Source organism: Bacillus bruguierae (assembly GCF_037104725.1).
Taxonomy (GTDB): Bacteria; Bacillota; Bacilli; order Bacillales; family Bacillaceae_G; genus Bacillus_A; species Bacillus_A bruguierae.
The window spans coordinates 84,590-101,900 of record NZ_JBAWSX010000009.1 but is presented as its reverse complement, the minus strand read 5'-3'; the positions used below and the strand labels follow the sequence as shown (position 1 = coordinate 101,900).

Here is a 17,311-nt window from a genome sequence, read left to right as displayed (position 1 = left end):
TAACGTTATTGTATGTAAAAAAACTCGCACTAATGTGCGAGCTTTTTAGCTTTTAGCGTTTTCCTTTTTCATACGGTGTTCCAAGCGCTTTTGGTGCTTCAGAACGCCCAACAAAACCGACAAGTGCAAAAATTGTTAATACATATGGTAATATCGTTAAAAAGATACTTGGAATTTGATTTAAAACAGGAATTGTACCACCTGTAACACCAAGTGACTGTGCAAATCCAAAAAATAACGCTGCACCTAGCGCTCCAATTGGATGCCATTTTCCAAAAATCATTGCTGCTAACGCTAAAAATCCTTGCCCTGTAATTGTAGAGCCAGAAAAATTATTTGAAATAGATGTTGAAAACACAGCACCACCGACACCTGCAAACATACCTGATAAACAAACTGCAATGTAGCGCATTTTATAAACATTAATACCCATCGTATCAGCTGCCATCGGATGTTCTCCAACAGCACGTAATCGTAAGCCAAATGGTGTTTTATAAATTACATACCAAACTACAAATGCTAAAATAATTGCGATATAAGAAGTTAACGGTACATCAGAGAAAAATACTTTTCCAATAACAGGAATATCAGAAAGGCCAGGAATATCAATTTTTTCAATACGATATTGGATAAAATCAGTTTGACCTTTTCCAAAAATCTTTTTAATCGCAAACACTGTTAATCCTAACGCTAAAAAGTTAATCGCCACTCCACTAACAACTTGATCTGCACGGAATGTAATTGAAGCAACCGCATGAAGAAGCGCAAATAATCCCCCGCCAATCGCTGCAAAAATAAGTGCAATCCACGGCGTCATCGCTCCCCATGTATCCCCCATTAATAAAGTTGTAACAACGCCAATAAACGCACCAAACAGCATTAAACCTTCTAATGCAATGTTAACAACTCCAGAACGTTCACTAAATACGCCTCCAAGTGCTGTAAAAATAAGCGGTGCTGCCGTATATAACGTACCTGTGACAAGAACGGCTACAATATCTAGGAAACTCATTTATTTCCCCTCCTTGCTAAAACGCGAAAGTGCCCATCGTAAAATATAGCTACATGCTACAAAGAAAATAATACATGCAATAATAACGTTAATAAGTTCAGATGGAACGTTCGCTTCAAAGTTCATTTGCGGTGCAGCACTTTTCAATCCGCCAAATAAAAGTGCTGATAACAAAATACCAAATGCATTATTTGCACCAAGAAGAGCAACGGCAATACCATCAAATCCTATTCCTGTAAAAGAAGACATCGCTGTCATGCTCTGGAATGTTCCAAGCCCCTCCATTGCACCGCCAATTCCAGCAAATGCACCAGCAATCGTCATTGATAACACAACATTACGTGATACTTTCATTCCCGCATATTTAGAAGCGTGCTGATTGAATCCAACTGATTTGAGCTCGTAACCTAATGTTGTACGATCTAACAAAAACCACATAATAAGTGCTGTAACAATCGCTACAACGATTCCCCAGTGCAGGCGAGAACCATCTGTTAAAGACGCTAACCAAGAAGAAGCTAAAGACGCACTCGCTTTTATATCATACGATTTTTCATTTGCTTCATGTAAAAAATTCCTTATAATGTAATAAGTTACATAAAGTGCGATATAATTCATCATAATTGTGACGATAACTTCATTTACCTTAAACTTCCCTTTTAAATATCCAGGAATAAATCCCCACAGTCCTCCAACAAGTGCTGCAACTAATATCGATAATGGAACATGGAGGAAAGGTGGTAACGAAACAGCATAACCGAACCAAACCGCAGCAAGCCATCCCACTAACAATTGTCCTTCTACCCCGATATTAAACAAGCCTGTACGGAAGGCAAACGCTACTGATAAACCAGCAAGAACAAGTGGAATCATCGTACGGAGTGTTTCACCTATTGCACGTGGATTTCCGACCATGCCATCCCATAATGCGGCATAGCCGACGATTGGATCGTATCCGCTCGTAATCATGACAATGGCTCCAACAAGTAAACCAAAAATAACGGATAATACAGGTACTAAAATATTAATTGTTCGCTCCGTTAAAAATTTTTTAGCCATTTGTGTTCACCTTCTCTTTCTTCTTTCCCCCAGCCATTAATAGACCTAGTTGTTGCTCATTTGTTTCTTTTGCATTTACAATATCAACAATTTTCCCTTCATAAATCACAGCAACGCGGTCGCTTACATTTAAAATTTCGTCAAGTTCTAACGAAAGCAACAGAACTGCCTTTCCTTTATCACGCTGTTCAATTAACTTTCTATGAATAAATTCAATTGCCCCAACATCTAAACCACGTGTTGGCTGTGCTGCAATTAATAAATCCGGATCACGATCTACTTCACGAGCAATAATTGCCTTTTGCTGATTTCCTCCAGATAATGCTCGCGCTGGCGTATGCTCACTCGGTGTACGAACATCGAACTGCTCAATTAATGATTTTGCTTTTTCGTAAATCTTTGTAAAATTTAAAACACCTTTTTTAGAATACGGATTTTTATAGTACGTTTGCAGTACCATGTTATCTCCGATAGAAAAATCAAGAACAAGTCCATGCTTATGACGATCTTCAGGAATGTGCCCAACACCTTCCTCTGTAATACGTCTAACTGGCCAATTTGTTACGTCTTTCTCTCTTAACGTAATAGAGCCTGACTCAACTTTTCGTAAACCAGTAATCGCTTCTATTAATTCGCTTTGTCCATTTCCATCGATTCCAGCAATACCAACAATTTCTCCTGCACGAACAGTTAAGTCAAGTCCTTTTACGGTAGGTAAATGACGTGCATCGTGCACAACAAGATTGGAAATTTCAAGTACATTTTCACGTGGTTTGGCGTCTGACTTTTCTGTTTTAAAATTCACTTGACGTCCAACCATTAATTCTGCAAGCTTGTTTTCATCTGTATTTGCAACGTCTACCGTTCCAATTCCCTTTCCTTTACGAATAATTGTACAACGATCACATACTTCCATAATTTCTTTCAACTTATGTGTGATAAGAATAATAGATTTCCCTTCTTGCACAAGCTTCTTCATAATATGAATAAGTTCTTGAATCTCCTGCGGCGTTAATACAGCTGTCGGTTCGTCAAAAATTAAAATTTCTGCTCCACGGTAGAGCGTTTTCAAAATTTCTACACGCTGCTGCATTCCAACAGAAATATCCTCTATTTTCGCATATGGATCTACCGACAATCCGTATTGCTCAGATAATGCTTTAATTTCTTTAGCAGCTTCGTTAATAGCAATTTTCCCGCTTTTCTTCGGTTCATTTCCGAGAATAATATTTTCTGTAACTGTAAAATTATGAACTAGCATAAAGTGCTGATGTACCATGCCAATTCCAAGATTATTCGCTACATTTGGATTTGTAATTTTTACAGGTTTCCCTTTAATTTTAATTTCACCTTGTTCTGGTTGATACAATCCAAACAAAACATTCATAAGTGTGGATTTCCCAGCACCATTCTCTCCAAGTAACGCATGAATTTCTCCCTGTTTCACTTGCAGCGTAATATTATCATTCGCCACAATCCCTGGGAATACTTTTGTAATATTATTCATCTCAATGACGTATTCCATATTATTCCTCCTTAACAGGACAAAGTTCTTTATATATGCAAAGGTTAGTTCCTAGAACTAACCTTTGCTATCGATCTACCATTATTTTTTAAGAGAAGCCTCATATGTTTTGTACTCATCTGGAGTAGATGGCACTTTAATTTCACCACTTACAATTTTCTTTTTAAACTCTTCTACTTTTGTTACAATTTCTGGATTTACTTTTTTCACGTTGTCAGTTGTTTTTGCAATTCCAACACCATCATCTTGTAAACCAAACTCTTCTTTTTTACCGCCTTCAAGTTTACCGTCTTTTGCTTTTTGTGAAACCTTTTCTACCGCAACATCAACGCGTTTTACCATTGAAGTTAATGTTACATTTTCTGGCATACCTTCTTGGTTTTGATCACGGTCAACCCCAATTACCCAAACATTTTCACCTTTTTTCTTACGGTTTTTCGCTTCTGTAAATACACCATTACCAGTTGCACCAGATGCATGATAAATTACGTCAATACCTTGACCGTACATAGCCGAAGCTAATACAGAACCTTTTTCTGGTTTATCAAATGCTTCTGCATATTGAGATATAACTTCAATATTCGGATTTACAGTTTTCGCACCAGCCATGAAACCAGATTCAAACTTTTGGATTAGAGGACTTTTAATTCCTCCAATAAATCCTACTTTATTTGATTTTGTTGTCATTGCTGCAACCGCACCTGCAAGGAAAGAACCTTCGTGGTCTTTAAATGTAATACTTGTTACATTTGGCTTATCAACTACTGCGTCAACAATTGCAAATTGTTTTTTCGGATTCTTTCCTGCCGTTTCTTTTATAGACTCTTGCATTTTATAACCAATTCCAAATGTTAAATTGTAGTTCGTGTCTACAAATTTTGCTAAATTTGGAATATAATCTGCATCCTTAGTAGATTCAAGGTAGCGATATCCTTCATTTTCTTTTAACTTGTTATCTTTACCAAACTTTTTTAAACCTTCCCAAGCAGATTGGTTGAATGATTTATCATCTACTCCACCAACATCTGTAACCATACCAACTTTAAAGTTTTTACTTTCTTTTCCCTCTTTTTTCTCACTTGACTTATCAGTGTTTCCACAAGCTCCTAAAATTGTGCTTGCTGCCAACGTTAATGATAATAAAATCCCCGCTTTTTTCTTCATACTAAAAACCCCTCCTAAAATATGTATCTAGTTACTTATACAGCCATGCCCCTATTTTCTTGCTGTCACCTCCCTAAAATGGGTACAATTTACATACGCTTTCTTAACACATGGAAGCTAAATTTGTCTGCTCGAAAATAATTAATAGAATATAAAATCGGTTCATCATTTTGATCATAATGCATTTGCTTTAATACAAGTAATGCTGTTTCCGGTTCACATTCTAAAATTGGTGATATTTTAGAGTGATAACCGAGTGGTTCAATATGAGCAACAGCATACGTAATGCGTTTATGTGTATTTCTATGAATGACCGTAAGCAGTGATTCCTCTTTGTATTCTGACAAATCAGGAAGAACTTCTTTCGGTAACTTATCAACGCAATAAACAACAGGTTCCCCATCTGCTGTACGAACGCGTTCAATCATAAGTGTTTCAAAACCATCTTCACTATTAAATTTTTCTTTTTCTTCTTCCGTTAAATTCCCTACTGCTGATGATAGAAATACTGTACCTGGCTTTTTTCCTGCATTAGCGATCATATCTGTAATACTAGATAATTGTTCAATTCCTGAAGAAAACAAAGGTTTTGCATTCACAAATGTCCCTACACCGTGCCGCCTAATGACAACGCTTTCTTCCTCTAAAATTCGAAGTGCTTCTCGCAAGGTTGCTCTACTCACACCTAATTCTTTCGCTAAATCAAATTCGGACGGTAGCTTTTGCTTCTCTTTATATACACCGCTTTTAATCTTTTCTTTAATATGGTCAATCACTCGTAAATACAAATGTCGACTATCTGATTTTACTGACATAAGACTCCCCTCGCACTCCACTTATTCGACCTCTGATGTAAGACCTCTTTCCTATTTCTTCCACATTCAATATATCATGAATCCTCTTAAATAAAAATAAGAAAATTGTAACTTGTCGAATAAGTCCTAATAATTTCGTTAAATGGAATTTTCTTTCTTTAACCCATAAAAAAAACTTTGCACCTTACATTTCTCATATGTTGAAAAAGTTAGGAACAAAGTTGCTATACACCTTGTATTGACACTTTTTCCTCATAGTCTAGCAAATTTATGGTTGCTAGGTAGAAACTTATGGACCTTATTACCAAGATTATATGAGGGATATTTTGATTTCGAAGTAATCGTACCACTTGATATGATTACTGTCAATACAATCCAAGAAAAAAATCGAACGTTGAAATTTAAAAAAACACAACCATTCGTATTCCCAACAAAACATACTGATAGTAAGCGCTATCATTTCTATTCAATAAAGAAACCGACTAGAATCACTTCCAATCGGCTTCTTTATCATGAACTTTTCTCTTGAATATCTTTTATCAACACTTCACGAGGCTTGCTTCCTTCATACGGACCAACAACGCCGTTCATTTCCATTGCATCAATTAACCTGGCTGCACGCGTATATCCAATACGAAACCTACGCTGCAACATAGAGACTGATGCGGTTTGCATATCTACAACGAGCTGCACTGCTTCATCATATAAATTATCCTCTACCTCTTGCATCGTTTCTTGTACATCTTGTGGAATCATATCTTCTTGATATTGTGCTTTTTGCTGCGCAACAACATATTCTACTACTTTCTCTACTTCATCATCTGATAAAAATGCACCTTGTACACGAACTGGCTTAGAAGCACCAATCGGTACGAACAACATATCACCGCGTCCTAATAATTTCTCCGCTCCCCCTGTATCAAGAATTGTTCTTGAATCAGTTTGAGAAGAAACCGCAAAAGCGATTCGCGATGGAATATTCGCTTTAATAACACCGGTAATAACATCTACAGATGGGCGCTGCGTCGCAATAATTAAATGAATACCAGCTGCACGTGCCATTTGTGCCAGACGCATAATCGCATCCTCTACATCAGAAGAAGCAACCATCATTAAATCTGCCAGCTCGTCCACGATAACAACAATATACGGAAGTTCTGGTTGCTTCGCTTCAGATTGTTCATTATGTTGTTTAATGTATTCGTTATACCCTTCAATATTACGTGTTCCGCTATGGGCAAACAATTCATAACGCCGTTCCATTTCATTGACAACCTTTTTTAGTGCCTGTGACGCTTTCTTCGGGTCTGTCACAACAGGCGTTAATAAATGCGGGACACCATTGTATACATTTAATTCTACCATCTTTGGGTCAATCATCATGAGTTTCACTTCATGCGGTTTAGCACGCATTAAAATACTTGTAATAATCCCGTTAATACATACACTCTTTCCGCTACCGGTTGCGCCCGCTACGAGTAAATGAGGCATTTTATTTAGGCGAGCCAATACAGCTTCTCCTGTAATATCACGCCCAAGTCCAATTAATAGCTTTTCTTCCGGATGATTATTCGCTTTCGAATCTAATACTTCTCTTAACGTAACCACTGCAACTTCTGAATTTGGCACTTCAATTCCAACAGCTGATTTCCCTGGAATTGGTGCTTCAATTCGAATATCTTTCGCCGCTAAAGCTAGTGCTAAATCATCACTTAAACTAACAATTTTACTAACTTTAACCCCCATATCAGGATACACTTCATATTTTGTAACAGCTGGCCCTCTATGAACCTTCGTTACTTTCGCTTTCACACCAAAGCTTTGGAATGTTCGTTCTAACTTTCGAGCATTTTCATAAATCGTTTCATTTTCATTTGTTACTTGCTTATTGTTCGGAAACTTTAATAGCTCTAAAGACGGCAACTTATAATCTTTATTTTCAACATCGGAAAAATGCATTGGCGGCGCTGTCGTCTCTCCGGCAATCGATTCAACAATTTTTTCACCTTTTTTCCGCTTTGTCTTTTCTTCTTGTATAGGCAAAGCTTCTTCTTGAATTGCTTCAGGAATAAAGGATTCTTCACTTATTGGATCTGGCGTTGCATAGTTTTCAGTAAAGTTTGATATAATTGGCGGCGCTATATCAACCTCTTCTATACTGTCAACTAACTGCGGGGCTTTTGGTACATGACGCTCACTCCGGGTACGAGCAGTCTTTTTCTTTTCAGTTTTTTCAGCAGCGCGTTTCGTTTGCCAGTCTTTATAATCACCTTGCATCACTTCAAATTGCCGTCTAAGTATATGTCCAATCGGCGCAAGTACTTCTCCTATATGTTTATTTGTAATGCATAGTACACCAAGTAAAATGAGAATCATTCCAATTATGTACGCGCCAACCTCATCAAATAAAAAGTAACATGTCGCAAACATAATAGCCCCAAACATTCCCCCACCTAAGTGTACCGAGTCGACTCCTTTTTTCATTTCATGAAAAAACAAATCTTTTGTCGTTACAATAACAGATGTACTTTGCACTGCCCCATCTTTTGTTAAAAGGCTGACTAATGTAATGTGACTAAACATCAATATAGCTAATACAATTAAATATAGACCAATCAATCGTTTGTTTAATAAATTCGGCCACTCTCGTTTTATAACAAATGCTATAGAAAGTACAATAACCCCAAGGACTCCAAGTATGTACCATTCTCCAAAGAAAAAGCGAAAAAATAGCACGAATGCTTTTCCGACAACACCTAGTTGCATAATTGTAATGATGGAGAGCGCAAAAAGAGTCAAACCAACGATTTCGTAGTACAAAGTTGGCTTTATGGTACGTCTTGCTTTTGTTTTCGTCCCTATTTGCTTTTGTTTTGCCATTTCTTCACCTCAAATTCTCATTCAAAAATATATTTTTCTTAGAACAAGTGCAGTTTCCATCTCGTTATTTTACCCACGGATTATTTTAAATCGAAGAAAGCGAAACTTCCATGCATGCTTTTTCATCCACTCAAACAGGATTTTACAGGATAAATTGAAGAAAGCAGCCTACACACGGCTGCTTCACCCTCTTGTTTTTTATATTATACCATAGCTCATAAACAAAATCCTGCTTTTACGAAAAGGATATTTTCTGCCCAGGTTCATACTGTAAAAAATGCTGAGGGTTTGTACTTAATACACGTACAACAGAATAATTATTTTCATTTCCCATTTCTACAACCATATCAATACCATCTACATGTATCATTTTCTGCTTCGCAAATTCTGTATGATCTATCGGATACACGAGTTGTTCTGGCATAATCGTATACAAAATCATTGCAACAACGCCCCGCCTTGTTCAGTTGATGTTTTTGTATCAATTAATTCATTTAATTTTTTAATCGCTTGGCCAATCCCTCCAACATCATCAATTAAACCATATTTCACCGCATCCATGCCTACAACATTTGTACCAATATCTCGTGTTAAATTCCCTTTTGCAAACATTAACTCCTTAAAACGATCTTCTGTTACTTTTGAATGCTTTGTTACAAAACGAATAACACGCTCTTGCATCTTATCTAAATACTCAAATGTTTGTGGAACACCTATTACAAGACCTGTAAGACGAATAGGGTGAATTGTCATTGTTGCTGTTTCTGCAATGAATGAATAATCTGTTGATACCGCAATCGGCACACCTATGGAATGGCCTCCACCAAGAACAATCGATACAGTTGGTTTCGAAAGCGAAGCAATCATTTCAGAAATCGCAAGCCCAGCTTCTACATCCCCTCCAACTGTATTTAACAAAATTAACAACCCTTCAATTTTAGGATTTTGTTCAATTGCGACAATTTGCGGAATAACATGCTCATATTTGGTTGTTTTATTTTGCGGCGGCAATTGCACATGCCCTTCAATTTGCCCTACAATTGTTAAACAATGAATACGTGATTCATTTAATTGCGGGACATTTGTTTGTCCAAGTTGCTGAATTTTCTCTAGTACAGAAGCTTCTTTCACTTCTTCTTTTGTCTCGGCCTCTTTTTCTTCATTTTTCATTTCATCACGCTCTACCATATCGTAACCCCTTTCTCACGTATACAACTATTATTTGTTAAGTTATAAATTTCATTCGAAAGAGGATAAAGTGAAACTTCCATCAGTGTTTTTTACCTCGCAGGAAGAAGCGAAGCCATCGAACATTCTAGCCACTGGAGCTGGATCTTAATCTTAAGATGGATGTCTTACTGCCTGCGAATAGCGAGATAAAAGAAAAAGCTACCTATAAATAGGTAGCCACTTCTTATACTTCCATAATAATTGGTAAAATCATCGGTTTTCGCTTCGTTTTTTCAAATAAAAATTGTCCAAGTAACTCACGAATATTTTGTTTTAACGTAGACCATTCAATAGAATATTCTTTAATAGATTGTTCTACAATTGTACGCACAATATCAGTTGATTTTTCAATTAACGCTTCAGATTCACGAACATAAACAAAGCCTCGTGAAATTATTTCTGGTCCAGAAATAATTTTTTTCTCTTCTTTTCCAAGCGTCACAACAACGACTAAAATACCGTCTTGTGATAACATCTTTCGATCACGTAACACGATATTCCCAACATCACCAACGCCTAACCCATCAATCAATACATTTCCAGCAGGAACTTTACCTGCTGGTTTCGCTTCACCATCTGTAAAGGAGATTACCTCACCTTTCTCCGTGATAAAAATACGATCCGAGTGAATACCAACATCTTGAGCTAAACGGGCATGCGCCTTTTGCATACGAAATTCACCATGTACAGGCAAGAAGTACTTTGGTTTCATTAAATTCAACATTAACTTTAATTCTTCTTGACTACCATGTCCGGAAACGTGTACTTTCTTTTCTCCATAATATACTACATCCGCACCTGCTCTAAATAGTAAATCAATTGTTCTTGAAACAGATGTTTCATTCCCTGGAATTGGAGATGCAGCAATAATGACTGTATCACCTTTACGAATTGAAATTTGTTTATGAGCTTGTCTTGCCATTCTAGAAAGAGCAGCCATTGGCTCCCCTTGGCTACCAGTCGTTAATATTGTCACCTTTTTCTCAGGATAATTATCAACATCCTGCAATGAAATTAACATACCATCTGGAATATTTAAATACCCTAGATTATACGCGATATCAACAACCTTTACCATACTTCGTCCAACTACCGCTACCTTACGCCCAGTTTCATATGCTGCATCAAAAACTTGTTGAATACGATGTACATTAGAAGCAAATGAGGCCACAATAATACGGCCTTCTGAATTATAAAATACTTTAGATATTTCCAAACCGACTTCTCTCTCAGATCCTGTATAGCCAGGGCGCTCTGCATTTGTACTATCAGATAGTAAGCAAAGTACACCTTCATTCCCAATTTGCGCCATTTTTCCAATATCCGAACCATTATTCCCAATAGGAGTTTGATCAAATTTAAAATCACCAGTATATACAATTGCACCTTGTGAAGTATGGAAGCAAACACCCACGGCATCAGGAATACTGTGTGTTGTTTTAAAGAAAGAAACAGTTGTTGTATCGAATTCTACAGTAGCATTAGAATCAATCGTTCTTAAATCAACGCGACCTAACATACCTGCTTCTCCTAATTTTTCTTTCACAAGACCATTTGTTAGTTTTGTTCCATAAACTGGAATATCTAATTTTCTTAACACATAAACGATACCACCAATATGATCTTCATGACCATGTGTTAAAAATAACCCTTTTACGCGCTCTTTATTTTCCACTAAATATGTGATATCAGGAATAACAATATCTATTCCAAACATCTCTTCTTCCGGAAACATAAGTCCTGCATCCACAATAAAAATTTCAGAATCAATTTCTACGCAGTACATATTCTTTCCAATTTCGCCCACTCCACCGAGAGCGAATACTTTTACAGTATCTATCTCTTTCTTCTTCATGTTGTTTCCTGGTTTAAAACTATTGTAAAAACTGATCCCACTAACATTGTAGAGAAACCAGGGGAAACTCCACCATCATTTTTCAACATCTAAAACGAAGGTCTTATCACGTTTTTTGTTTTTAAACCAGGTTCCACCTCTCTTTCATTATATAAATCATATGTTTTATGTAATTTCATACAAAATCCGATAATCCGTAAAGTTTTTCCATTTTTGCTAAGCATACCCGTACTAAGCTACTTAGCCATATTATAACTGATATAAGAAATAGAACACAAGTTAAATTATAAGAAAGAAAAGAGAAGAATATGTATAAGATGATAAACTGGATTTATTTCACTACTACTTGCAAGAAGCAAAGTGAGACATCTAGCAGTATGAATTTTCTTTATTCATCACCTATATATACAAGTAAAAAAACGATATACCCCCCCCCCTTTCCTTTTAGGGGGACGAGAGCATCTGGCCGTGCATAGAAGCGGTCAGGTCCATTTCCTGCCACATGCGAGGTTTAAAACAAAAGGAGCAAGGAGTACAGGTCATGTTGTATTCTGCATAGCAGCAACTTATAAAGAAAAGCGGAAGCGGCTCGCTCAGAACAAGAGGGGGATGGAGCTTCTGACATAGAGGCGCTTTTTGCCTCGGCGGAAGACGCGAAGCCACCGACTGTTCTAGCCGCTGGAGCTGGATCATAAAGAAAAGCGAAGACGACTGTTTAGACATAAGGGGCTAGGAGGAGAATCTGGACAATGCTTTATCGAATTTTGAGGTGGGAGTATTACTAAACACAAAAAAGTGGCTTAGCACATATCACTAAGCCACTTTCGTATTAGCGAGGAATAGATTGTATAACTTCAAGTAATCTCGTTCTTTCTACTTCAGTTAATGGCAGAAGAGGGAGACGAACAGATCCAACATCTAATCCTACGATTTGCAGTGCAGTTTTAACAGGAGTTGGACTCGGCGCCATAAATAATGCATTCGTCACTCTTACTAACAATTGATGAAGTGTTTGCGCTGTTTTCATATCACCAGTTTGAAATGCCGCAATCATGTCTTGCATTTCGTTACCAATAATATGAGAAGCAACAGATACAATACCTTTTGCTCCAATTGCCATCGCTGGCAATGTTAATCCATCATCACCACTGTATACGGCAAAATCATCATCTGTTTTTTCTATGATTTCTGTCATTGTTAATACATCGCCGCCTGCATCCTTGATTGCAACAATGTTTGGAATTTGCGATAAACGAACAACTGTATCAACAGAAATTTGTACGATAGATCGCCCCGGAACGTTATATAACATAATCGGCAGTTTTGTACTTTCAGCAATTGTTTTAAAGTGCTGATACATACCTTCCTGGCTTGGTTTATTATAATACGGTGCAACTAACATAATAGCATCTACGCCTACTTCTTCCGCTTTTTTCGTAAGCTCGACAGAAGCATGTGTATTATTGCTACCAGTTCCAGCGATTACGGGCACCCTTTTATCGACAACAGATACAACATGACGATATAGCGCTACCTTTTCTTCAGATGTTAACGTAGGAGATTCACCTGTTGTTCCTCCTACAACGATTGATGTTGTACCATTATCAATCAAATAGTTTACCAATTTTGTTGTCTTTGCAAAATCGATGTTTCCATTTTTATCAAACGGTGTGACCATCGCAGTTGCAATTGTCCCAAAATCTCTCATGGTCTCACTCCTTATCATTCCAGTTACTTTTCTTTTGAAAGTTCAAATGCACAATGAAGCGCATTTACGGCATCTATCAGTTCTTCTTCTTTCACAAGTACCCATATTGTCGTATGGCTATCTGCAGACTGTAATATTTGAACACCCTTTTCAGCTAATGCTGTCACAATCTTCGCAGTCACACCTGGAACACCTGCGATACCAGCTCCAACAATAGATACTTTTGCACAGTGCTCGGTTACAATTGGATCATATCCAAGCTTATGAAGTACTTCAACAGCTCGATCTGCAACATCATCACTAACTGTGTATGCTACACCTGTAGGAGAAATATTGATCAAATCTACGCTAATCTTTTCATTTGCCATTTCTTTGAACACTTCTGTTTGTAGGTCGTATGCTCCGTCCTTAGACAACACTTTAATTTGCGTGACACTTGAAGAATGAGCAATACCAGTTACCGGACGTTCTTGTACGTCGCGTGCGCCATCATACGCTGCAATTAAAGTTCCTTCGCTATCAGAGTATGTCGAACGCACACGTAATGGAACTTTTGCATGCATCGCAATTTCAATTGCACGCGGATGAACAACTTTCGCACCTTGATATGCCATATTACAGATTTCATTATATGTTACATTTTCAAGATGACGCGCATCTTTTACAATACGTGGGTCAGCGGTCATCACACCTTCTACATCTGTAAAAATATCAATATATTCAGCATGAAGTGCAACACCTAACGCTGACGCTGATGTATCACTACCCCCGCGTCCCAGTGTTGTCGTATCGCCTTCTGTCGTTTGGCCTTGGAAACCTGTTACAACGATTACATCTACTTCTTCTAACTCTTTTAATATACGTTCACAATTCATTTCAATAATCTTAGCGTTTGTAAAATCATCATTTGTGATAAAACCAGCTTGTGCACCATTGAATGCTGCTGCTTTAATTTCATTTTCATTTAACATATTTGAAAACACAATTGCTGAAATTAACTCACCACAAGACAACAATAAATCTTGTTCACGTTTTGAAATGAACGACTGTTTTTCATTTACAAGGCTTAATAATGTATCCGTCGCATAAGGCTCACCTTTGCGTCCCATTGCAGATACAACAACTACAATTTTATAGCCTTCTTTTAATGATTTTTTGATGTGATGAAGAGCATGTTCTCGACCATTTTCATCACGTACAGATGTACCACCAAATTTTTGGACAATAATTTTCATTTTCGCACCTTCTTTTAGCCGTTTACACTAATTGTAATTTCACTAATCGTTCTGCAATTTGAACAGAGTTCCATGCAGCACCTTTTAATAAGTTATCCGATACGACCCAAAGATGGAATCCTTTATCATTGTTTAAATCTTTACGAATACGACCAACAAATACTTCGTTTTTACCAACTGCAGTTGCTGGCATTGGGTATACTTGTTCTGCTGGGTTGTCTTGCAGTACAATTCCTTCTGCATTCGCTAACAGATTACGCACATCTTCTACTGTTACACCTTCTTTTTCCACTTCAATGTAAACAGATTCAGAGTGACCAGATACAACTGGCAAACGTACGCATGTAGCAGCTACTTCAAGATCTGGCATATGCATAATTTTCTTTGTTTCATTAATCATTTTCATTTCTTCAAATGTAAAGCCATTATCTTCAAACTTATCAATTTGCGGAATCGCATTGAAGGCAATTTGATAATGTTTTTCATCACCTTTTACTGGTAAAACATTCGCTTTTACTTCTTCACCGTTTAAAATGGCTTGTGATTGTTCGTGAAGCTCTTCAATTGCAGCGGCTCCTGCTCCTGATACAGCTTGATATGTGGAAACGATTACTCGTTTTAAACCAAAGTGTTGACGAACTGGTTCAAGAGCAACTACCATTTGAATTGTAGAACAGTTTGGATTTGCAATAATTCCATTATGTTCTAATAAATCTTTTTCGTTTACTTCTGGTACAACAAGCGGGACATTTTCTGTCATGCGGAACGCACTAGTATTATCGACAACGATTGCACCGCGCTTTGCAGCTTCTGGTGCTAATTGTTTTGATACAGACCCACCTGCACTGAAGAGTGCAATATCCACTCCTTCAAAACTTTCAGGAGTAGCCTCTTGTACTGTTACTTCTTCTCCTTTAAATAAAAGCGTTTTACCTGCAGAACGTTTAGATGAAAGTAACGTTAGCTTCCCAATTGGAAAATTACGTTTCTCTAAAGTATTTAACATTTGTTCACCAACTGCGCCGGTTGCTCCAACTACAGCGACATGAAAAGATTTTTTCTTTTCCATCACTATGCCCCTTTCTAGGTACCAATCCTTCTATACTTAGAATAAAAAGGAGTAACAAATACTCCTTCTCATTCTTAATAGAATTAATTTTATCATATTCTGCGATAAGAATGATGGTTTCATGAAAAAAATTGTCTGTTTTTCGCTTATTAATTCATATACTTGAATTTTTCTACAACTACAGGTTGCAGTTGTTTTCCTTCCATCGATTCTACAATTGTATCTTGCAGTAATTCCATACGCGCCACCATAGAGTTCGGTTTATTATACGGTGAATCTTGCCCAAACGGCACAAAATAAATATTCTTTGTTGCCATAAGGCGCATCAAGTTCACACCATTTAACCCAAGAGCGTCATTCGTTGAAACTGCTAATACAACAGGTTTACCATTTCTTAGTGTAGCTTTGGCAGCCATTAATACAGGTGAATCTGTCATTGCATTCGCGAATTTACTCATCGTATTTCCTGTTAATGGCGCTATAACCATGCAATCTAATGGAATTTTCGGACCAAGCGGTTCTGCCTTTACAATAGAATCAATTACTTTATGACCTGTAATGGCTTCTATTTTCTCAACCCACTCTGCACCTTCACCAAATCTTGTGTTTGTCGTTTGTAATGTATACGATACGACAGGTAGTACTTCCGCTCCATCTGCAACAAGTTTTTCTAAGTGAGGCATGACTTCTGCATACGTACAATGTGAGCCTGTTAGTCCAAAGCCAATTCGTTTACCTTTTACACTCATTTTTTATTCTCCTTTCTTGCATCTACATCTGCCATTAATAAATTAGAAAGGACATTTGCGAGAATCTGTCCGGCTGTTTTTGGTGCAACAATTCCTGGAAGTCCAGGAGCTAACAAAGCTTTAATCCCTCGCTTTTCTGCATAACGGAAGTCTGTCCCTCCCGGTTTAGAGGCTAAATCAATAATTAATGTATGGGCAGGCATTTTTGAAATTGCACTTGCCGTTACAATAAGGTGCGGAATTGTATTAATGACAATGTCAACATCTTGTACTTCTTGCTCTATATCTCGCATTTGAAATGGTGTAAATGTCATCTCTGTAATACGAGCGATATGCTCAGAACGACGAGCACCTACTTTCACTTTCGCTCCTAGTGACTGAAACGCTCTTGCTACACTCATTCCAGTTCGCCCAAAACCTAATACCATTACTGTAGATCCATGAATTGTATAATCGGTATGTTGAATAACCATCATAATGGTCCCTTCAACAGTTGGAATTGAATTATAAATCGCTACATCATCACGATCAAACAATTTGACAAGTTTTCGATTCGTTGAAGAAGCAATTGTATCTAAGTAAGTGTTACTAATACCTGAATATATCGTAAAATGTGCTGGCGTGTTTTCGATTTGTTCTTTTGTAATCCTAATTTTTGCATTAGAAAAAATTGTATCAATCTGTCCGTTTGCATCTGCTCCAGCTACCGGCAAAATGATGGCGTCTAAAGAAGTAAAATCGAGATTTTGCATACTCTCTTTTGCTGATCCTGTAAATCCATGATCAAGTTGGTCAAAGCCTACTAATGAGAGTCTTGCATCAAGCTCAACTAGCTTACGAATGACTTCAAGCTGTCTTGCATCTCCTCCTATGACAGCAATATGAATATCAGTCAACATTCTTTTCTTCACCTTCTTTTTCTCTCATTATAAGAAAAGTGCCTACTTTTTCGTTTTCCTCCACATCATATGTAATGTACGAGTATAAGGTGATTGAAAACAACAAAGTAA

14 protein-coding genes and 1 riboswitch are annotated in these 17,311 nt (G+C 37.3%); all 14 genes read right to left on the bottom strand.

The features are described 5' to 3' along the window. Positions 1-52 precede the first annotated feature (52 nt). The 14 genes from WAZ07_RS15775 to dpaA all read right to left on the bottom strand — a co-directional run bounded on the left by WAZ07_RS15775 (position 53) and on the right by dpaA (position 17,200). Positions 53-1,012, bottom strand: coding sequence for an ABC transporter permease (locus WAZ07_RS15775; protein WP_336473223.1), 960 nt, complete (start codon positions 1,010-1,012; stop codon positions 53-55). After that, positions 1,013-2,071 (bottom strand): ABC transporter permease, encoded by a 1,059-nt coding sequence (locus WAZ07_RS15770; RefSeq protein WP_090912826.1) that lies wholly within the window; start codon positions 2,069-2,071, stop codon positions 1,013-1,015. Next, positions 2,064-3,596: an ABC transporter ATP-binding protein gene (locus WAZ07_RS15765; protein ID WP_336473222.1), complete on the bottom strand. Its 1,533-nt coding sequence runs from the start codon at positions 3,594-3,596 to the stop codon at positions 2,064-2,066. Before WAZ07_RS15765 ends, WAZ07_RS15770 begins: the two co-directional genes overlap by 8 nt. 81 nt (positions 3,597-3,677) lie before the next feature. Next, on the bottom strand, positions 3,678-4,760 hold the full coding sequence (locus WAZ07_RS15760) for a BMP family lipoprotein (protein ID WP_336473221.1): 1,083 nt from the start codon (positions 4,758-4,760) through the stop codon (positions 3,678-3,680). A gap of 89 nt (positions 4,761-4,849) precedes the next feature. Beyond that, positions 4,850-5,575 (bottom strand): GntR family transcriptional regulator, encoded by a 726-nt coding sequence (locus tag WAZ07_RS15755; protein WP_090912819.1) that lies wholly within the window; start codon positions 5,573-5,575, stop codon positions 4,850-4,852. 235 nt (positions 5,576-5,810) lie between these two features. Continuing rightward, a riboswitch (purine riboswitch) is annotated at positions 5,811-5,913 on the bottom strand. A gap of 172 nt (positions 5,914-6,085) precedes the next feature. Further along, positions 6,086-8,455: a DNA translocase FtsK gene (locus WAZ07_RS15750; RefSeq protein WP_336473220.1), complete on the bottom strand. Its 2,370-nt coding sequence runs from the start codon at positions 8,453-8,455 to the stop codon at positions 6,086-6,088. 235 nt (positions 8,456-8,690) lie between these two features. Beyond that, a complete protein-coding gene (locus tag WAZ07_RS15745) occupies positions 8,691-8,897 on the bottom strand; it encodes a YlzJ-like family protein (RefSeq protein ID WP_090912815.1) in 207 nt (68 codons plus the stop codon). Beyond that, positions 8,894-9,625, bottom strand: a complete 732-nt coding sequence (locus WAZ07_RS15740) for a ClpP family protease (RefSeq protein WP_413788901.1) — start codon at positions 9,623-9,625, stop codon at positions 8,894-8,896. Before WAZ07_RS15740 ends, WAZ07_RS15745 begins: the two co-directional genes overlap by 4 nt. Before the next feature lie 244 nt (positions 9,626-9,869). Continuing rightward, complete coding sequence (locus WAZ07_RS15735; protein ID WP_090912811.1) at positions 9,870-11,540, bottom strand: ribonuclease J; 1,671 nt, start codon at positions 11,538-11,540, stop codon at positions 9,870-9,872. A gap of 829 nt (positions 11,541-12,369) precedes the next feature. Continuing rightward, positions 12,370-13,248 (bottom strand): 4-hydroxy-tetrahydrodipicolinate synthase, encoded by an 879-nt coding sequence (gene dapA / locus WAZ07_RS15730; protein WP_336473218.1) that lies wholly within the window; start codon positions 13,246-13,248, stop codon positions 12,370-12,372. A 23-nt stretch (positions 13,249-13,271) separates the two neighbouring features. Continuing rightward, positions 13,272-14,483, bottom strand: a complete 1,212-nt coding sequence (gene dapG / locus WAZ07_RS15725) for an aspartate kinase (RefSeq protein WP_336473217.1) — start codon at positions 14,481-14,483, stop codon at positions 13,272-13,274. Positions 14,484-14,505: 22 nt separating this feature from the next. Then, complete coding sequence (gene asd / locus WAZ07_RS15720) at positions 14,506-15,552, bottom strand: aspartate-semialdehyde dehydrogenase (protein WP_090912805.1); 1,047 nt, start codon at positions 15,550-15,552, stop codon at positions 14,506-14,508. A gap of 149 nt (positions 15,553-15,701) precedes the next feature. Continuing rightward, positions 15,702-16,301: a dipicolinate synthase subunit B gene (locus WAZ07_RS15715; protein WP_090912803.1), complete on the bottom strand. Its 600-nt coding sequence runs from the start codon at positions 16,299-16,301 to the stop codon at positions 15,702-15,704. Further along, a complete protein-coding gene (gene dpaA, locus WAZ07_RS15710) occupies positions 16,298-17,200 on the bottom strand; it encodes a dipicolinic acid synthetase subunit A (RefSeq protein ID WP_336473216.1) in 903 nt (300 codons plus the stop codon). Before dpaA ends, WAZ07_RS15715 begins: the two co-directional genes overlap by 4 nt. Positions 17,201-17,311 lie beyond the last annotated feature (111 nt).

Bases quoted from the DNA above. Each gene is read 5' to 3' on its own strand.
- WAZ07_RS15775 (WP_336473223.1), bottom strand. From the start codon at position 1,012: ATGAGTTTCCTAGATATTGTAGCCGTTCTTGTCACAGGTACGTTATAT.
- WAZ07_RS15770 (WP_090912826.1), bottom strand. From the start codon at position 2,071: ATGGCTAAAAAATTTTTAACGGAGCGAACAATTAATATTTTAGTACCT.
- WAZ07_RS15765 (WP_336473222.1), bottom strand. From the start codon at position 3,596: ATGGAATACGTCATTGAGATGAATAATATTACAAAAGTATTCCCAGGG.
- WAZ07_RS15760 (WP_336473221.1), bottom strand. From the start codon at position 4,760: ATGAAGAAAAAAGCGGGGATTTTATTATCATTAACGTTGGCAGCAAGC.
- WAZ07_RS15755 (WP_090912819.1), bottom strand. From the start codon at position 5,575: ATGTCAGTAAAATCAGATAGTCGACATTTGTATTTACGAGTGATTGAC.
- WAZ07_RS15750 (WP_336473220.1), bottom strand. From the start codon at position 8,455: ATGGCAAAACAAAAGCAAATAGGGACGAAAACAAAAGCAAGACGTACC.
- WAZ07_RS15745 (WP_090912815.1), bottom strand. From the start codon at position 8,897: ATGATTTTGTATACGATTATGCCAGAACAACTCGTGTATCCGATAGAT.
- WAZ07_RS15740 (WP_413788901.1), bottom strand. From the start codon at position 9,625: ATGAAAAATGAAGAAAAAGAGGCCGAGACAAAAGAAGAAGTGAAAGAA.
- WAZ07_RS15735 (WP_090912811.1), bottom strand. From the start codon at position 11,540: ATGAAGAAGAAAGAGATAGATACTGTAAAAGTATTCGCTCTCGGTGGA.
- dapA (WP_336473218.1), bottom strand. From the start codon at position 13,248: ATGAGAGATTTTGGGACAATTGCAACTGCGATGGTCACACCGTTTGAT.
- dapG (WP_336473217.1), bottom strand. From the start codon at position 14,483: ATGAAAATTATTGTCCAAAAATTTGGTGGTACATCTGTACGTGATGAA.
- asd (WP_090912805.1), bottom strand. From the start codon at position 15,552: ATGGAAAAGAAAAAATCTTTTCATGTCGCTGTAGTTGGAGCAACCGGC.
- WAZ07_RS15715 (WP_090912803.1), bottom strand. From the start codon at position 16,301: ATGAGTGTAAAAGGTAAACGAATTGGCTTTGGACTAACAGGCTCACAT.
- dpaA (WP_336473216.1), bottom strand. From the start codon at position 17,200: ATGTTGACTGATATTCATATTGCTGTCATAGGAGGAGATGCAAGACAG.